At 45.2% G+C, this 15783-nt stretch carries 19 protein-coding genes; 11 read left to right on the top strand and 8 right to left on the bottom strand.

Annotation, left to right across the window (positions count from 1 at the left end):
* The first annotated feature begins 30 nt into the window (after positions 1 to 30).
* From OEV42_12590 to tatB, 4 genes are all read left to right on the top strand, one after another.
* The gene (locus OEV42_12590) at positions 31 to 453 is read left to right on the top strand and encodes a 6-carboxytetrahydropterin synthase (protein MDH3975110.1); all 423 of its coding nucleotides are present in this window, start codon (positions 31 to 33) and stop codon (positions 451 to 453) included.
* The gene (locus OEV42_12595) at positions 443 to 856 is read left to right on the top strand and encodes a 6-carboxytetrahydropterin synthase (GenBank protein MDH3975111.1); all 414 of its coding nucleotides are present in this window, start codon (positions 443 to 445) and stop codon (positions 854 to 856) included. The genes OEV42_12590 and OEV42_12595 overlap by 11 nt, the downstream gene beginning before the upstream one ends.
* Positions 857 to 968: 112 nt before the next feature.
* Entirely contained in the window at positions 969 to 1481 is a 513-nt protein-coding gene (locus tag OEV42_12600; protein MDH3975112.1) for a hypothetical protein, read from the top strand.
* 121 nt (positions 1482 to 1602) lie between these two features.
* Positions 1603 to 2013 (top strand): Sec-independent protein translocase protein TatB, encoded by a 411-nt coding sequence (tatB, locus tag OEV42_12605; GenBank protein MDH3975113.1) that lies wholly within the window; start codon positions 1603 to 1605, stop codon positions 2011 to 2013.
* Between the two features lie 6 nt (positions 2014 to 2019).
* Here the strand turns inward: tatB and OEV42_12610 are convergent, their stop codons facing one another.
* The 3 genes from OEV42_12610 to OEV42_12620 form a co-directional block, all read right to left on the bottom strand.
* Positions 2020 to 2328, bottom strand: a complete 309-nt coding sequence (locus tag OEV42_12610; GenBank protein MDH3975114.1) for an MTH1187 family thiamine-binding protein — start codon at positions 2326 to 2328, stop codon at positions 2020 to 2022.
* A gap of 154 nt (positions 2329 to 2482) precedes the next feature.
* Complete coding sequence (locus OEV42_12615) at positions 2483 to 2878, bottom strand: SCP2 sterol-binding domain-containing protein (GenBank protein MDH3975115.1); 396 nt, start codon at positions 2876 to 2878, stop codon at positions 2483 to 2485.
* 81 nt (positions 2879 to 2959) lie between these two features.
* Positions 2960 to 3433 (bottom strand): hypothetical protein, encoded by a 474-nt coding sequence (locus tag OEV42_12620; protein MDH3975116.1) that lies wholly within the window; start codon positions 3431 to 3433, stop codon positions 2960 to 2962.
* 230 nt (positions 3434 to 3663) lie between these two features.
* Between OEV42_12620 and OEV42_12625 the strand changes: the two genes are divergently transcribed.
* Complete coding sequence (locus tag OEV42_12625) at positions 3664 to 5526, top strand: fibronectin type III domain-containing protein (protein MDH3975117.1); 1863 nt, start codon at positions 3664 to 3666, stop codon at positions 5524 to 5526.
* A gap of 109 nt (positions 5527 to 5635) precedes the next feature.
* Positions 5636 to 7231 carry a TIGR03790 family protein gene (locus tag OEV42_12630; GenBank protein ID MDH3975118.1) on the top strand — a complete coding sequence of 532 codons (1596 nt, stop codon included), beginning with the start codon at positions 5636 to 5638 and terminating at the stop codon, positions 7229 to 7231.
* A 58-nt stretch (positions 7232 to 7289) separates the two neighbouring features.
* Here the strand turns inward: OEV42_12630 and OEV42_12635 are convergent, their stop codons facing one another.
* Positions 7290 to 8441, bottom strand: a complete 1152-nt coding sequence (locus tag OEV42_12635) for a ParM/StbA family protein (protein ID MDH3975119.1) — start codon at positions 8439 to 8441, stop codon at positions 7290 to 7292.
* A 148-nt stretch (positions 8442 to 8589) separates the two neighbouring features.
* Positions 8590 to 9009 (bottom strand): hypothetical protein, encoded by a 420-nt coding sequence (locus OEV42_12640; protein ID MDH3975120.1) that lies wholly within the window; start codon positions 9007 to 9009, stop codon positions 8590 to 8592.
* A gap of 235 nt (positions 9010 to 9244) precedes the next feature.
* Between OEV42_12640 and OEV42_12645 the strand changes: the two genes are divergently transcribed.
* Genes OEV42_12645 through OEV42_12655 form a run of 3 tightly spaced genes read left to right on the top strand, consistent with a single transcriptional unit; the run spans position 9245 to position 11004 of the window.
* Positions 9245 to 9883: an RNA polymerase sigma factor gene (locus OEV42_12645; protein ID MDH3975121.1), complete on the top strand. Its 639-nt coding sequence runs from the start codon at positions 9245 to 9247 to the stop codon at positions 9881 to 9883.
* Positions 9880 to 10398, top strand: coding sequence for a hypothetical protein (locus OEV42_12650; protein MDH3975122.1), 519 nt, complete (start codon positions 9880 to 9882; stop codon positions 10396 to 10398). Before OEV42_12645 ends, OEV42_12650 begins: the two co-directional genes overlap by 4 nt.
* A 21-nt stretch (positions 10399 to 10419) precedes the next feature.
* The gene (locus tag OEV42_12655) at positions 10420 to 11004 is read left to right on the top strand and encodes a periplasmic heavy metal sensor (GenBank protein ID MDH3975123.1); all 585 of its coding nucleotides are present in this window, start codon (positions 10420 to 10422) and stop codon (positions 11002 to 11004) included.
* Positions 11005 to 11164: 160 nt separating this feature from the next.
* Here OEV42_12655 and OEV42_12660 read toward each other — a convergent pair whose 3' ends face one another.
* A complete protein-coding gene (locus tag OEV42_12660) occupies positions 11165 to 11500 on the bottom strand; it encodes a TraR/DksA C4-type zinc finger protein (protein MDH3975124.1) in 336 nt (111 codons plus the stop codon).
* Between the two features lie 161 nt (positions 11501 to 11661).
* Between OEV42_12660 and OEV42_12665 the strand changes: the two genes are divergently transcribed.
* The gene (locus OEV42_12665; GenBank protein MDH3975125.1) at positions 11662 to 12843 is read left to right on the top strand and encodes a recombination-associated protein RdgC; all 1182 of its coding nucleotides are present in this window, start codon (positions 11662 to 11664) and stop codon (positions 12841 to 12843) included.
* Positions 12844 to 12977: 134 nt separating this feature from the next.
* Here the strand turns inward: OEV42_12665 and OEV42_12670 are convergent, their stop codons facing one another.
* The gene (locus OEV42_12670) at positions 12978 to 13904 is read right to left on the bottom strand and encodes a hypothetical protein (GenBank protein ID MDH3975126.1); all 927 of its coding nucleotides are present in this window, start codon (positions 13902 to 13904) and stop codon (positions 12978 to 12980) included.
* 85 nt (positions 13905 to 13989) lie between these two features.
* On the bottom strand, positions 13990 to 15294 hold the full coding sequence (locus OEV42_12675; GenBank protein MDH3975127.1) for an OFA family MFS transporter: 1305 nt from the start codon (positions 15292 to 15294) through the stop codon (positions 13990 to 13992).
* A gap of 183 nt (positions 15295 to 15477) precedes the next feature.
* Here OEV42_12675 and OEV42_12680 point away from each other — a divergent pair.
* Positions 15478 to 15783 (top strand): CAP domain-containing protein (locus OEV42_12680; GenBank protein ID MDH3975128.1); only part of this gene is annotated, 306 nt, incomplete at its 3' end.

The raw sequence follows: 15783 nt of genomic DNA on the forward strand, positions 1-15783 counted from the left end.
CCCTCAAAAAACGATAGCAGTCAAGATAAAATGGAAGAAAGAAATATAGTTTACCTTACCAGGAAGATCGATTTCTGCGCTTCCCACAGGTACATTATTGAAGAGTTGTCTCAAGAGGAGAATTTCAGGCTTTTCGGCAAATGCAGTTACCGGCATGGACACGGGCATAATTATTCCCTCGAAGTGACCGTTAAAGGTGTGACTGATCCGAAGACAGGCATGGTGATTAATCTCTCGGAGCTTGACAGGATATTAAGATCGAAGGTTGTCGACGTGCTGGACCACAAATTCATCAATGTCGATGTTCCCTGCTTTGAAAAAAAGATTCCCACGACGGAAAATATTGCTATTTTCATCTGGGATTCCATTGTCGGCACCCTTCATGGCTGTCAGCTGCACAGGGTCCGTCTTTTTGAAGATCCTTATCTTTTTGCTGAGTATTATGGCGAATAAAAGAATATCTCTTACCCGGGTTTATCGTTTCAGCGCAGCTCACAGGCTCGCCTCTCCCTATTTTAATGATGATGAAAACAGGAAAATATACGGCAAGTGCAGTCATGCCTCAGGTCATGGCCATAACTATATACTTAGAGTAACCGTCAAGGGAGAAGTCGATTCGCTGACGGGGATGGTTGCCAATGTAGATGACCTTGATCGCATTGTTAACAGGCATGTCATCGACAAGCTGGATCATAAAAACCTCAATGAAGAGTTAAAGGACACCCCCATACTTACTTCAGAGTGTCTTATTAGTGAGATCTGGCGTCTGCTGACACCTTATGTGCAAGACCCTGCTATTGATAAAATAGAGGTTGAGGAAACGAGAAAAAACCGGTTCAAATATTATGGGCAATAAAAAAAAAGCTGCTTCGGGATTTTTATAACTATAAATTTGCATTTCCCTGTCATTTTGATATGATAGTGTTCCTGTGTGTCTATTTATATGTTAACTGTATGGAGGTAAGGCTATGAGAAAGAGTAAGGTTCTTGTTTTATTCGTTACAGTAATGGCTTTTGTTCTATCGGGATGCAATAAGGAAGAGGGTAAGGAATTTTACGCTGACGGTTCCCTGAAAGGAAAAGGGACTGTTCAGGCAGATGGTAAAAAAGAGGGGAAATGGAAGTATTTTTATGGCAATGGACTCATGATGTCCGAAGGGGAGTACCGCGATGGTCATAAAGTAGGCAAATGGAAATACTGGAACAAGAACGGCAAGCTTATTACCGTTAGAAACCACAATAAAGAAGAACTGCATGCGACGGAAGCGGCTGGAGCCGAAGAGCCCACCCATAAGGCGGAACCTGCTAAAACAAAGAAGCCCGAGGTGGAAGCTCCCAAAGCAGATACGCATGCGGCAGAAGCTCCCGAACCTGTGACAGAGGAAGCTGTTGCCGGCAAGGCTGAGTCTGAATCTGAGCCGTCAGTTCCTCTTGCAGCAACGATGGATGAGTGGAAGGCAAGAGCTGAGAAAAAGCATTAATCGGCAGAATTAAAGGCTCCCCCTGGAGCAATAGCTATTTATTATAAAGGGCATTTAATCTATGAGCCTAAACACTCATAGCGCCCTTTTTATTTTTTAATAAACTGAGGAAGAATACATTATGTTTGGCATCGGAATACCGGAATTAATTGTCATCATGGTCATCGCATTAATTGTTATCGGTCCGGAAAAACTCCCCGATATTGCCAAGACTCTCGGCAAGGCCCTGTCTGAATTCAAGAACGTTGTCGACGGGGTGAAGACGAGCATGGAAGAGGAACAGGAAAATATAGAAAAAAGTATTGATGAAAAACCTGACCGGGCTTATACCATGAGCCTGGGAGATAAAGAAGAAGCGCTTAAGAAAGATTATAAAGAGGCGCTTTCTCGGGAAGAAAGTAAAAAAGGGGTTCCTGCAAAGTCAGCCGGAAAAGGTTCCCGAATAAAAAAAGAGAGCGCTTCCGCAAAGGTGGACAGGCCAAAAAAGACAAGAATAAGAAAGGCAAAAGATGATGTTGTAAAAGAGGCTTGATGAGCCTCACCTTTCCAGCTTTTTGCCGAGCTTCTTCTCTACACTTGCAATTTTACCCTCAAGGCGCCCTTTTTTCCCTTGCCTGGCATCCACCTTGATATGGACTGATATTCGGTTGCAGTCTTCACTCATCCTGTCGTAACACTTTTTTACAACACTAAAGACCTCATCCCATTCGCCTTCCAGGACTGTTCCCATGGGATTTAATTTGTAGGGAAGGCCACTCTCGTCAATAATGTCGAGTGACCGCGCAACGTACTTGCTCAAAGATTCTCCCTTATCCATAGGGCTCATGCTGAATTCGAGTAAGACCATGTCAGATAACCTCCCTTAATTCATGTTTCCAAAAGATCAAAACGGATTTTTTAAGAATCGGGCAATAAGAAAAAAACAAGCCTGGCCGTGATCGTATGTTTATCATAACAAATCAGTGTTGATCTCTGTCTGCTTGAAAGATCAGGATGAGCGACTACTCTATGCTGTCGAGTATATTTTTGAAGCAGAGTGCTGTCGCTGTATTACCTGAAATCTCCAGCCTTCTTGAAAAAAAGACATTGTCAGGGTCGACTTTACTCAGGAGAAGACCGACAAGGACAGGGAATTCACCCTTCATAACGACGTCAGGTTCATCCTTGTGATGCAGTTTGACGGTAATATTTTTATCTTTAACGTAAAGGTAGAATTTCTGGCCCGTATCGGTCGATTCAAAGAGAAAATAATTATCGTCAATCTCTTCAAGCCTTTCCTTGAATTCGGGGTTGTTTTCCAGCACATGGGCCAGAAAGAGGCCGAGCCCTGCGCCTTGCATCCATGCGGGGATGAGTTTGAGAGGTTTGCTCGCCATGGTTATTAAATTTTCATTCATGCGTGAATTTTAGCATCCTTCCTGATATTTTGGCAATATCTATGTTGACTGTTAATGATCTTTATAGATAGGACCTTTCTATTATTGCCTGATCTTTACACCTGATTTGTCGGCAGCCAGAACAATCTTTTCAATATGATCATTTTTTTTGGTAAGATCGCAGAATATTTTTTTAATGTAAGGATCTCCTGTTTCGATGAGTCTGTTATATTTTTTTTCCACCACTTCCGTTTCAATCATAAATGCAATGGAGAGGGCCTCTTTATGATCGGTTCCTCCTTTTTCAACCCTCTTTTCAAGGGCTTCAATTTCGCGATAAGATTCTTCCAGTATGCCGGCGCCGAGAATGGCCCCTCCAAAAATATCCGGTTTGAGCCTTACCATAACCGATTCAGCATCAAGAAAAGCTGCATGCGCTTCCTCTTCGCTGACAAGCGTTTCCCAGAAGGAAGATGTTTCCTCCTCCTGGCTAAAGGCTTTCCTGAACAGGTCGTAAATATCAGCAATCTTGCGTTCGATTTTTGCTGCTGTCGTTAAAACTTCCAGTGCTTTCATTTTTTTCCGGCGCTTCTTTCTTTTAAAAATCGCAGCTTAATATTTTTCATAAATCTAATCAAGATAAAAGTAGTCCTTTATTGTCTTTTGAGAAAACAACCGTGAAAAAGTCTCAAAAAAAGATGCTTTGCTGCCATGAGGACTCATAAAACAACGCTTCTTAAGCCCTTAACTCTTAATTATAAAGCAGCGCTTGCCAATTTTTACCTCATATGTGTTATAGTTTTGTCATGTTAAAAAAAAATTTATCATTCACTATTATTATATTATTTCTATTTGCTCCCTCTCTTGTGTTTGCCTTAACGACGCCGGCAGGTCTTACGCTCGTTCCAGGTGATAAATCAATAGAGGTGAGCTGGATTGCCAACAGTGACAGCACAACCGATTATTATCTCTACTCAGGCCTTACAGCGGCTAATATCGAACCTCCCCTTATTATTAGCGGACAGGGAAGCAACAGCCACACACTTGCTCCCCTCTTGCCCAACACAACCTATTATGTCGCCATATCAGCTTACGATAACTTTGCCAACATTGAAAGCGGACGCTCTCCAGTACTTTCGGCAACAACACTCGATAGTGCCGGTCTTTCGGCGCCAACAGGTTTATGGATAGATTCGGCCTTTGGAATTGGAACGACTCATGCCGGTTTCCAATGGACGGCAAGCAGTGAACCGGATATTTCTTACTATACAATTTATTATGGAACGGCAACGGGAATCTACGATAATTCCCGTTCCACATCAGATACCGCGACATTTCTTAATGTAACGGGCCTTTCCCCATCAACAAGGTATTATGTTGCCCTTTCCGTGACGGACTCGTCCCCGGCCGAATCGGCCAGGTCGGCAGAAATTGTTGTCGATACCCTGCCCGACAGCAATGTTCCCAATGTTCCCGGCACACCGCAGGCGGCTATCAGCGGCAGCGGTGAGATTGAAATAAGCTTTACTGATAATAATGAAAATATGGCTGACTTTAGCCACTTTGTGGTGGCTTATGATACGGTAAGCACCTTCTTATCCTTCTCTGCTAATGCGGGCAGTCAGAATTCTTACCGACTTGGAGGGCTTACCATCGGATCAGATTATTATTTCGCCGTGAAAGCTGTCGATAGGAGGGGAAATGAAAGCAGTTACTCCGGCACAGGACATATTTTGGTGGAAGAGGTGAGAGGTTATCTCGATAAGTCGACTATGAAAGAGGGATGTTTTATTGCTACTGCTGTTTTTGGTTCCTATGATCATCCCTTTGTTAAGGTATTACGTGAATTTCGTGACAGCTATTTAAAAAGTAATGCCCCGGGCAGGAAGTTTATTCATTTTTATTACAAGGAAGGGCCGCAGGCGGCTGCTTATGTAAAGAAGAACTTTGTATTTAGAGTGCTCTCCTTTCTTTTTCTCCTTCCTCTCATTATTATGGCTTTTTTACTGGTTAAGCTCGGTCCCCTTGCTGCAACTTTTCTCTTCCTTAGCCCTCTTTTATTGAGATACCGGAAATATGCTTTTATGAGCTTTGTTGCATTCTTTCTGTTTTTACCCCAGCCTCAAAATGCTGTGGCAGGTGAGAATCATACGGTGGGAATGAAGATCGGTTATTTTGAGCCCTCTGATGATGACCAGTCTGAATATTATGATGCAACACCGATGATATCCCTCTTTTATGACCTCAATATGGCGTCTTTTTTGTCAACAGAACTCTCTGCGGGCTATCTTTACAGGGAAGGGGATGTGCTGACCATTTCAGGCAAAAAAACGGCTATTGAGAGTGAATTGACCATGGTCCCTCTTTCCCTTTCCATGAAATTTCATTTACCCATAACGGCTTACATTGGAACATATCTCGGTGCAGGCGGGGATTATTGGTACTTTAAGGAGAAGAGCAAGGTTTCAGATGAGACTTTAGAGCTTGGTGGTTATCATGGAAAGATTGGTCTTGTTTTGAAAAAACTGCCTAACCTTTTTGATGATAAACTTGCACGAAATTTTAAGGTTACCCTTGAAGCCGTTTATTCGAGGATCGATCGCTTTGGAGATAATGAAAGGGATCTTGGTGGGTGGACTTTTAATGCAGGGGCTTCCATCTCTTTTTAATCTCCGGCAGGCGCAATTTATCCCGGCTTGCCGCCATAGAAAATAAATTAATCCGCTTTATGCTCCGTCAGCTTGCCGGGGAGCCGTTGATGAAGGGAGAAATCTTACTATGAAATATATGCGTTCAATTTTACCGGTCATACTGGTTCTGGTCATGAGTGCTCCTGCCGGGGCGGAGCTTAAGGCTGAAGATATTATTATTGTCTTTAACCGCAATATGGCCGAGAGCCGGTCTGTGTCGAAATATTACAGTAAAAAGAGAGGTGTTCCCCCTAAAAATATAGTAGGCGTCAATGTGTCAACATCGGAAAGTATGGGGCGCAGGGAATACGAAAAGAAGCTCCTTCCCCATGTCCGCCCGGCAATAGAGAAACTAAAGGCTGAGGGACGAAATCCTGCGGTCCTCCTCGTTTACGGCATACCGCTAAAAATAAAGGAATGGGGCAAGAAAAAGGAAGAGGAGACCTTTAAAAAACTGGCGGCAGCCAGGGTGAGAGAATACCAGGAACTCATGCTCAGGATGATTATGGAGGTTGAAACGCTAATTGGGGATAAAAACAATACAACTCCCGCAACGGTGGAAGAGGCCATAAAGCGGGGAGACAGGACGACAAAGGAAGCCCTCAGCTTTATCAAAACGCCCTCTGCCGGCAAGAAAGACAGGGAGAAAAAGATGAAAGTTGCCTCCATAATTTTTCGCCTTACCGGTTTTTCAAGTGTGGCCCGTGAGATAGAGAGAAAGCAGGCAGGCATGGGCCGGAAAGATATGGACATAACAGAGATTGACGGCATTGTAAAGTGGAATGCAATTCTTGAACGCCAGTTGAACGAAGTAAGTTTTTATGGCATTTTCCCTGAAAATGCCGGTCAGGTGGCTACGGCAATCAGGATTACAAGGGGAATTATGGGGGAACTCATTTTCTGGGATAATCTCCTTAAAAAGGGGGATGATGAAATGAATTCATCCTCTGTCGACAGCGAATTGACTATGGTCATGGCAGGTCCTTATCAGCTTAACAGGTGGCTTGGCAATCCGCTCAATAAAATATATGACAGCTTGCCGGGCATTGAGCAATTCAGGGAGAAGGTTGTCATGGTCGGCCGTCTCGATGGCCCCACTGCGAAGAGTGCAAGGCGGCTCGTCGACGATGCTCTGGAGGTTGAAAAAAAGGGCTTGAAAGGGACTTTTTATATCGATGCCAGGGGGCTTAAGGGAAAAGACAGTTACGGCCGCTACGATAGTCATCTTTATGCCCTCTATGACAGGGTTAAGAGGAAGAGTAAAATGAAGACGGTCTTTAATGATGAAGAGGGACTTTTCCCGCCAGATTGCTGTAAAGATGCCGCCCTTTACGTGGGCTGGTATTCTCTCGGAAAATATGTCGATTCCTTTGACTGGGTAAAGGGGGCCGTTGCATTTCACGTGGCAAGTTCGGAGGCCTCTACATTGAGGAAAAAAGGGAGTCAGGTATGGGTAAAAAGGATGCTCGAAGAGGGCGTTGCCGCATCGATCGGTCCTGTTTCAGAGCCTTACCTCGATTCATTTCCCTTGCCTCATATTTTCTTTCCCCTGCTTATGACGGGAAAACATTCCCTCATGGAGGCTTATTACCAAAGCACGCCTTATCTTTCCTGGCGCCAGCTCATCATCGGTGATCCCCTTTACAGGCCTTTTAAGGGGGAACCTGCTATCCCCCTGAATTGAAAGTTTTAAGTGATGACGCTGTGAATGTCCGAAAGAAAGGGAGGACGCCGGCCTTATGCTATGAACCTTTGGCCCACATATTTCTGCCGAATTTCCAGTAACCGTGAACATTATTGAACCTGGCGTCAATGTCGGTATCCATGGGGGTAACGTGCCCTTTAATCAGCGGTTCCAGGTATTTGGAAAGGACTCTGCCCCCGCCGCCGGTAACGATCATGTTGTCAATGTCCCAGTCATCCACCCAGAGGCGGTCTGCTTCATTGGCGACCTTGGTGGCAAGCTGGCTGAAAATCTCTCTGGTCTGTTCCTCGATGTTATACTCCTCTCCCCTGATCTTGATTCTCCCCTTGTCGACTGCATCGTAGAGCCTGTAAAGTTCCACGTTGACGCCACTTTGTTCACGAAGACCGGTGGCAAGCAGATTAAAGGCCCTGGCTATGCCCGAGTCGGTTGTTCGGCTGCCCCGTTCCGAATAGTGCATTTTGTCTGAAACGGAGTAGTCGGACGTCCGAAAGCCGACATCGATAATGCCGTACTTTTCACTTACAGGCCGCTTGTCTTTCAATTCACCCCGCTCATTAAGCATGACGTTAAAAAGGGAACCCCAGGGCTGAAACATGACACTTACCTTGTTGATGTTAACGGTCTTTTCCTGAGTATTGCCTTCGGCATCTTTAAGAATGACCGCATGTTCACCGAGAAGTATCTTTACCAGTTCCTTCTTGTGTCTTGAATAAAACCCTATGGGGAGGCCCGTGACGAGATTGATGGGGATATGGCTCTTAACCAGCTTTGCTGCGGCCGTAAGGGCAAGTACCTTTGTATAGTGGCTGACAAACTGTGACTGGTCGAGAGTAAAAAAGCGCTCGCTGCTTTGACGGACGGCCAGTTCTCCCAGGAAATAATCCTTTCCGTCAACGTCGGCATGAAGGTATTCCAGATCATCCATATCGGCAAAGACGGCATCGCTCGATTGTATCTTTATTGATTCACCGAGGACGGATTTAAAGATCATTGATTTATCGCCCGTTGTCGCTTTAGTAAAACCGAAACCGATATCTATGCCCAGTATTTCCATAGAAGCCTCCTCATAAAGGGGTTGCCCTTTACCTTCTGATGTGGAATCGTCATCGTCAGGCGCCGAACTGATTTCATCTGATGAGTCTCTTTTCTTCCTTTTTTTGAGTATGTCCTTAATTAAGGCGCTCATCTATTGATGATAACCTCCGATGAATTAATATGTTAAAAATCTTCTACCATACTGGCGAGGATATGTCAATTAAGCACTGAATGGCGAGGAAAAAAGGGCCTGCTCCCCTGTGAAGGGAATGGGCCCTTTTTTCAATATGAACTCTCCGTCAATTTGATGACAGGAGCAGCCTTGCCTTGTCTTTGAAAAGAATGGTTATTTTTTTAGGAAGAGCAGTCTGCACAACCCCTCTGCCGAACTTCTCATGAACAAGAATGTCACCAACGGCAAAGGACTTGCCGGGACTGTAAGGGATGTCGGGACCGGCGGCCTTCTCAATGGCGCTTTCCCACGTTCTTTCAGGGTTTTTTGACGGGCCTGTTTTTTTAGCCTTTGTCCTCGGTCCTGTCCTCTTTGCGGGGGGACTCTTTTTTGTTTTGTCCCTGTAAATATGCTCACTGCCGCAGGTCCTGCATTTGACTCTCAGCGCCTTGTCTCCCTTCATGACCATAATGGTATGTCCAAGGTCAAGACAGCACCTGGTACAATAAGCTGATATATATCCCCCTGTTGTTGGTTTCCTCGACATTTTCTTTCTTTGCTCCTTTCTGTCATTGATGTTTTAAGCCGGGTTAAATGTCTTTTACGCGCTGATTCTGTAAGAGGGTAAAAGAGAACAGGCCTCCCCTCTGATGAGAGGCAAAGCCGCAAATAATAACATAAATAAAGCATAAATAGAGAAAAATAAGAGGGGCTGGGATAAGGACTTAAGGTTTGTTATAGTTTTAGCAGAAACAACTATTTTTTTACTTCTTGTAAACAAAATGAAATATCTTGTCGTCTTTAACAACAAGGGAGAAAAAACGAATCAGGATGCGACTAATATGACAGATCATTATGACCGGCTCCCCTTTCTGGCCGAAGAGGCAAAAGGGGGGAGTGTTGAAGCGGCAAACCGTATTGTCTCTCTTTTGCATAAAGAGGTTTTTCGTATGATTTATTACCGCATCTTTTCCCGTGAAGATGCCGAAGATCTGACGCAAGAGGTATTTATTAAAATGTTTAAGGGGATGGGGAAACTGGACGACACGGACAAAATCAGGCCCTGGCTTTTCGCCATTGCACTTAACAGGGTGAGAGATTTTAAACGATGGAAATCGATAGAAAGGCTTTTTGGCAGGAGTTATGATGAACTTGATAAATTGTCCGTCGAAGACAGTGATCCCGGCGCTCATATGGAGAGGATGGAATTGATAAAAAATCTTCAACAATTTACTGATCGCCTTCCCGGGAGTGAAGGTGAGGTCTTTATGCTTCGTTTTGTCGACCAATTGGGGATTGCCGAAATTTCTTCAACGCTTAATAAAAATGAAAGTACCGTAAAAACCCATCTTTACAGGGCCATAAAGAAATTCAGGGACGATCCGTTTATTCAGGAAATGATGAAAGGAGGAAAGGTATGAGCGGCAAGGATCCACATCTTAGTGATGAGATAATTATAAAAGCCATCGTTGATGAATCTGACCTTTCGAAGGAAGCCCGGGGCCACTTTTCAACTTGTCATCGTTGCAGGGACAGGAAGGAAATAATGGAGCGTAATTTATCGCGCCTTACTTCAGCGGCTGATGAATTAATGCCCCAACCGAAAAGAATGGTTATCCTTGAAGAAAGAGATAAAGGCCGCATAGGTTGGTTTTCTGCCCCTTTAGCCGGGGCCATTATTGTGATAATTGCCCTGGCGGGGCTTTCCTTTTTTATGCCGGGAAGCAAATCCCGCCTTAAAGGAAAGGTATTTACTGTAGCCGAGTTGACTGTAGAAATGGAGAAACACAGCCTGCTTGTTGCCGAGGTAATCGAGCTGGAGGAAAATATTATGCCTGAAATTTATTCAGCATTGACCGGTAATGCTGATTCGAATCAATATGATGAATTTATCGATTTTGTTTTTCCCATGGGAGAAGAAATAAATGGCGCTTAATAAAAAAACAGGAGGATTATTATGAAAAAGAGAATGAAAAGTATGGCAATTGCCCTGGTATTCGGTATGCTGGCAAGCTTATCATTGCCGGGGAACGCTGTGGCAGAAGAAGATTATAGAATGGAGCGGCCCCAAATGTCTGGTCAGCGCGGCGGCGATAACATGAAAGGGCCGGGGCGAGGGGGTTCTCAGGGGGGAATGAAGGGGAACATGCCGCCGGGACAGTGGTGGCGCATGCCCGGCGCGGCGGAAAAACTGGGCCTTGGCCGGGAAGAGCAGAAGCGGCTTGATGAACTCTACATGACCCATCGCAGAGAGATGATTACACTGAAAGGTGATGTGGAGAAGGAAAAACTGGAATTCGAATATCTCATTGATAAGGAAACTATTGATGAACAGGCAGTGAAGGGACAATTTGAAAAACTGCATAATGCCAGGGGAAAGATGTCTATGGCACGTTTTAGCTTTCTCCTGGAGGTGAGAAAAATCCTGGGTTATGAAAGGTACCAGAAACTTAAGTCAGAGTTCCAGCAGCGAAGAATGATGAGGGGAGACCGGGGAGGAAGAAGGCCCATGGGGGATGAAAGAGGGGAACCGCGTCGATAAATATTGTGTTGGTAAAATAGAAGAGGGGCCTTTGGGGCCCCTTTTTTTTAATCCCTCCCTTTATTAAAGGGAGGGATTAAAATCTCCCCCTTTGCAAAGGGGGATTAATGGGGATTTCATAACAAGGATAAAAAGGTATCTCTATAGGATTTGCTTCTCGTTACAGCTTATGGCACTGCACGCAGTAAAAGGTTTCCGGTATAAGCAGCAGCTTTTGCACTTCAATCGGTTTGTCACATTCGATACAGATACCGTAATCATCGCTGTCCACTCTTTTTTGCGCGACATCAAGTTCCTTTTTCTTTTTTATGGCAGCTCTTATCTGGGCTTCACAATTTCTCTTATAATTCATCATGTCTATACGGGCATGACGTTCCAGGTCGTCAGGATTGGGGAGTTGCCCGATGGAAAATTCGAGGGATGAAATGTTTTCCTCTACCGCTTCAATACTTGCCTTGATTTTAAGCTTGATGCTTGCTCTTTCTTCTGCAGTCACTGGTTGCCCTTTCTTTAATTCTTCCTTAAGTGTTCCCCTTTACCCTCTCTTTTTATACCATATCCCGTCTTTTATTAGAAAAAGAAAATTATCTTGCTCCCCGTCTCTTAAAAAGGTATCCTTTGCCACTTTAAAAAATCATTATTAAAAGGAGAACAGCGATGGGTATTCTTGCAAACAAGGTGAGCCTCTGTCAATTTCAGGTAATGGGAGACATACCTGAGGGAGACCTTTTTGAGTGGTCTTCGGAATCGCTTGCGAAAAATGGGTTTACACCTATAGATAACCGGGCTGAAGAATCATCCGTCGGCTGGGTTCATTTGGACGATATGGACCGGAGCAGCTTCGACACGCCCCGTGTCTTCTGGCGTGACAAGTGCACCGTTTTTTCACTTCGCAGAGACGTGAGGAAGATTCCTTCCGTCCTTTTTAAATCCGAACTGGAACGGGCAAGCCGGGAGTTTCTTGCAGCCAACCCGACCCTCCGGCGGGTGCCGAAGGGCGAAAAAGAGAGCTTGCGTGAGGCGGTGCGCTCTTCCCTTTATTCAAAGACCCTTCCCTCGCCGGCCACCTATGATGTTGTCTGGGACAGGAACAGAGGAATTGTCACATTCTCAAGTTTAAGCCCCAGGGCGATAGATACGTTGGAGGCGCTTTTTAAAGAGACTTTTGAGGGCTTAAGGCTGGTGATGATTCATCCTTTTAAAAGGGCGGAAGGCGTCATAGATGAAGCCTCCCTGCCTCTATTGGCAAAGGCCAATGGTTCTTCCGCTGATGACGTAATCTCTCTCATTAAAGGAAACCTTTGGCTCGGCAGGGATTTTCTCCTATGGCTCATGTATAAAACAATGACCGACTCATCATTCTATAAGGTAAACCAACCGGGCCATTTCATGGAGGGAGAGGAGTACGTAGCTTACCTCAATGACCGGCTTATATTGAAGGGTGAATCAGAAATTGGGGTTCAAAAAATTACCGTTGCCGGCCCCCAGGATAATTTTGAAGAGGTCCGTACGGCCGTTAAAAACGGCAAGGCCATTTCTGAAGCGGCCATCATTTTTGAAAAAGAGGAAGACCAGTGGAGCCTCACCCTCAAAGGGGATTTATTTCATTTCGCCTCTTTTAAATCGCCCGCTGTGAGGATAGAAAAGGATGAACTGACCGATGCCGAAAGTGAAAAGGAGGCTGTTTTCTATGAGCGCATTTATCTGGTGGAAAAAGGACTTCAGCTATTTAACAGCCTCTATTCGGTTTTTCTTCGTTTGAGGCTGTCTTCTCAGTGGGCTGATGAGTTGAAAGCGATTAATGAGTGGACCGCCGGGGGAGAAGTAAATCCCTCCTGAATGGATGAATTGGACGGGGGGTGGCGCTGGTAGTTTATGATTATTTACGGAATAAAGCGTAATTTTCAGTGATAGATGAAGGGTAGGAAAGAGAGTGAAGAACTAACTGCCGTTCCGCCCCTTTTCCGGCACGCCTATTTCATAAATACCTGTGGTATATGAAAGGTTTCATAGTTAGCAACGATTTTTTCCAGCGCGATATTTTTGAGTTCTTCAGCCTTTTTTTCCGAAAAGCCAAGCGCTTTGAAGTCAATCAATCCCGACTTTCTGTGACATTTTTTGCAGGCGCTTTTCACGGGCATTTTCCTGATTCCCTCATGGAGAAAATTCATGACTCTTATTGATTGTTCCTCATTCCAGTTTTTTACAGGGACTTTGAGCTTTTTGGCCAACTCTTTGTTCCATTTTTTCATGAGCGCCTCTTTTTTCCCCTCTGCCGTCATATAAATTCCTATCCGGGAAATAGCCTTTTGGGGTTTTAAAAGGGTGTCTTTCAGGGGGTCATAATAATTTCCGAAGGGTTTTCCTTTAAAAAGGGCGCTTTCGGCGCCGGTCCAGTCATAAGTGATTTTTTCAGTATTTTTTATATCCAGGTGGCAGACTTCACAGTTTAAGTGAAGGGTATGTTTGTTAAGGATTGCCCTTGTCATTTTATACTTGCTGTGAGGATAGGTATTATGACATATCCTGCAGGGGGATTTGTTTTCCAGAAAACTGATGGCCCATTGCTGGCCTTCATGAATTTTTTCCAGCGGATATTTTTTTAGCCTTTTTCCCTCTTTTTTTCCTTTGTGGCAAGCGGACCTGCAATCGATTTCAGGTTTTTCCAGGGGAGGCATGATGCTGATTTCCTTATGGCAATCCTGGCATCCCAGGTCTTTGTGAGGCGACTTAAGGAACTGCTCCTCATCGATATGGGTGATCTTCAGCTTTCCCTTTTCCGTCATAACTGCCTGTCCGGCATATTGGTGGCAGCTAAGGCAACCGCTATGGTCGGCGGCAGTGCTGGTCCGGCTCATAAAGAAAAGGATAAGAGAAACCATAAGTACTGTTTTTTTCACGTCATGCCTCCTGTGCAGCCCCCGATTCCCATAGAGCAATGCCGGTAAATTGTTGTTTTATCCTAAGTGAATGTTTCTAATGCCTCTAAACCGGTATTTGCTTGGCAATTTGCCTGGCAGCTTTGCGTCTTGCTTCATCCTTTTTATCTCTTACCAGGAAGGTAAGTCCCGCCCCGGCCAGAAGCAGTATGCCGGAGGTCATAAAGGAGGAATTAAAAGTCCCCGTTGTCGACAAGAGTGTCTGTGATGCCCGGCTCATAACAAAACCACCCACTCCCCAGGCAGTAAAGAGAATGCCATAATTGACGCCGAAATTTTTCATTCCCCACATATCCTTGGCGAAGGAAGGAAAGAGCGCCAGGTTTGCGCCATAGTTAAAACCGATAAATGTGGCCAGCAGGACAAGCACAACGGGGCCGCCCGTGCCGATAGCCATGACGGCTATAAACATGAGAAGGGCCTGAAAGCTGAATATTGCGGCCAGCGTGGACCTTCGTCCTACTTTATCAGATAAGGCCCCCGCTGCGATTCTGCCTGCTGCATTGCCTATGGCTAAAATAGCCACTGCCCAGAAGGCATTGGCCCCAAGGCTCTCTTTTGCCATGCCGGCGACACTTCCGATAACCATAAGGCCTGCCCCGGCGCCGATAAAGTAAAGCAGCCAGAGTTCCCAGAATTCAGCCGTCCTGATCATGGCAAGGGGGCCTGTCTCATTATCCTCTATCTGACTTCTTATGCCGGGGGCGTCCCCTTCCTTCTTTCTCCTGTCGACAAAGCCCCTGGGCACATAACCGTCGGGTGGATTGATGAGAAGTATGGCAAGAAGGGTGACGATAATAAAAAAGGCAATGCCGAAAAAGAGCATGGACTGCTGAAGCCCTATCGTTTTAAGAAGGTATTGAGCCAGCGGGGCAATATAGACGGCGGCCAGGCCAAAGCCTGAAACAACTATCCCGGCGATCTTGCCCGTCTTTGTCGGTGGATACCATTTAAGCGCCGGAGGCGTTGCCGAAGAGTAACCGAAGGCGATACCCGAACCGACAAGGAAGCCGAAGCCTGCTATCCATATGACATAGGATGTTGTTGTCGAGATGAGGATAAATCCGAGCCCCACAAGGAGACCGCCCATAATAGCCGTTTTTCTGGGGCCCAGCAGGTCCTGGCACTTTCCGGCGACGATCATCATGGAGGCAAAGACGAGGCAGCAAAGGGCGTAAGGGTCGTTAAGTGAAGAGAGAGACCAGTTGAAGGCCCCTTCACCGCCGCTTTCTATGGATCGTTTAATTTCGCCCTTAAAAATACTCCACGTATAAAGCACACCGAGGGCAAGGTTGATCCCCGTTCCGGCAGCGGTTACTATTTTTCCCCTGTCTTTTATTCCCTCCATAATAAAGTCCTCCCCTTCTTAAAAAGTCTTCTTATGATTAAAAGTGTAGCACCGGCAAAAAGCTTGTCAAATGGTTGGTAAGTTTTTTTCCACCACAAAGGGCACAAAGAAATTTTTTTATGCCCCTTTGCAAAGCAAAGTAAATTTGATATTAAATAGGCATAACTTTTCCAAAGGAGATGACCCATGAAAAAAATATGGATAGCCTTTGTTTTTTTATCACTTTTTACTGTGAAGGGGCTTGCCGCTGAAGAGATAAAAGAGGTGGTAATTTTTGAAAAACTGTCAAAAAAAGAAAAGACCATTCTTCTTGGCGAACATAACAGGGTCCGTGCCGATATTGGCGTGAAGGCCCTCGAATGGTCTGATGAGCTTTCCCGGTATGTAGAGCAATGGGCAAATTATCTGGCTGAAAATTTGTGTGTACTCCGGCATAGGCCCTCATCGGGAAAGTGGAAGCGGAAATACGGTGAAAATCTCTTTATGTGCGTT

This window comes from Deltaproteobacteria bacterium (genome assembly GCA_029860075.1).
Lineage (GTDB): Bacteria > Desulfobacterota > JADFVX01 > JADFVX01 > JADFVX01 > JAOUBX01.

Coding starts and splice junctions, on each gene's coding strand:
- OEV42_12590 (MDH3975110.1), top strand. CDS start 31: ATGGAAGAAAGAAATATAGTTTACCTTACCAGGAAGATCGATTTCTGC.
- OEV42_12595 (MDH3975111.1), top strand. CDS start 443: ATGGCGAATAAAAGAATATCTCTTACCCGGGTTTATCGTTTCAGCGCA.
- OEV42_12600 (MDH3975112.1), top strand. CDS start 969: ATGAGAAAGAGTAAGGTTCTTGTTTTATTCGTTACAGTAATGGCTTTT.
- tatB (MDH3975113.1), top strand. CDS start 1,603: ATGTTTGGCATCGGAATACCGGAATTAATTGTCATCATGGTCATCGCA.
- OEV42_12610 (MDH3975114.1), bottom strand. CDS start 2,328: ATGGTCTTACTCGAATTCAGCATGAGCCCTATGGATAAGGGAGAATCT.
- OEV42_12615 (MDH3975115.1), bottom strand. CDS start 2,878: ATGAATGAAAATTTAATAACCATGGCGAGCAAACCTCTCAAACTCATC.
- OEV42_12620 (MDH3975116.1), bottom strand. CDS start 3,433: ATGAAAGCACTGGAAGTTTTAACGACAGCAGCAAAAATCGAACGCAAG.
- OEV42_12625 (MDH3975117.1), top strand. CDS start 3,664: ATGTTAAAAAAAAATTTATCATTCACTATTATTATATTATTTCTATTT.
- OEV42_12630 (MDH3975118.1), top strand. CDS start 5,636: ATGAAATATATGCGTTCAATTTTACCGGTCATACTGGTTCTGGTCATG.
- OEV42_12635 (MDH3975119.1), bottom strand. CDS start 8,441: ATGAGCGCCTTAATTAAGGACATACTCAAAAAAAGGAAGAAAAGAGAC.
- OEV42_12640 (MDH3975120.1), bottom strand. CDS start 9,009: ATGTCGAGGAAACCAACAACAGGGGGATATATATCAGCTTATTGTACC.
- OEV42_12645 (MDH3975121.1), top strand. CDS start 9,245: ATGAAATATCTTGTCGTCTTTAACAACAAGGGAGAAAAAACGAATCAG.
- OEV42_12650 (MDH3975122.1), top strand. CDS start 9,880: ATGAGCGGCAAGGATCCACATCTTAGTGATGAGATAATTATAAAAGCC.
- OEV42_12655 (MDH3975123.1), top strand. CDS start 10,420: ATGAAAAAGAGAATGAAAAGTATGGCAATTGCCCTGGTATTCGGTATG.
- OEV42_12665 (MDH3975125.1), top strand. CDS start 11,662: ATGGGTATTCTTGCAAACAAGGTGAGCCTCTGTCAATTTCAGGTAATG.